This window comes from Colwellia sp. BRX8-5 (genome assembly GCF_014077325.1).
Taxonomy (GTDB): domain Bacteria; phylum Pseudomonadota; class Gammaproteobacteria; order Enterobacterales; family Alteromonadaceae; genus Colwellia_A.
This window is the reverse complement of the sequence record NZ_JACGVR010000090.1, coordinates 1-513: the sequence shown is the minus strand read 5'-3', so window position 1 is coordinate 513 and position 513 is coordinate 1. Positions and strand designations below refer to the sequence as shown.

Sequence of the window (513 nt, the reverse complement as noted above, 5' to 3'; positions counted from 1 at the left end):
GGCATTTGCTTTACCGTGTGCGCGCTTTAACCCCACGTGCTCAGTAAATTCACACAAATGCTCTGCGGTGCCGACTGCGCCAGTGAATATACCTTCAAAGTTTGTGGTGAGTTTGAGCCAACTTTCATCGCTGATGTGAAGTCTTGACAGTATATTTACGGTTTTGTTATCGATAGCGCCTCGTTTGTCTGCTCTTATTACGCGACCTGTTTCATCTACAAGGGTTAAATAGTCCTTCAAGCTAAAGCGGATACCTGAGGTTTTCTCTTGATGTTCATGGCCCGTAAATGGTAATAACGTTGTCGGTTGCTCTCCGATAATGGCTGCTTTGATACGCAGTTGAATACTGGTAAAATTCGATTGCTCAGGTGTTGGGGCAATGCCCGCCCGCACTGGATTTAAATCTACATAAGCCATACAAGCAAGTAATGCCCCTTCATCGAGCAGGGCTTGTGATTTAAAGCGTCCTTCCCAAAAGTGCCCCGTGCATTTATCTTCTTTATTGGCTTGTCG

The 513-nt window shown here is 45.6% G+C and carries 1 pseudogene; it reads right to left on the bottom strand.

Annotated features, from left to right (window positions below):
- A pseudogene (locus H4J62_RS20815) lies at window positions 1–513 on the bottom strand (transposase); the annotation flags it as partial.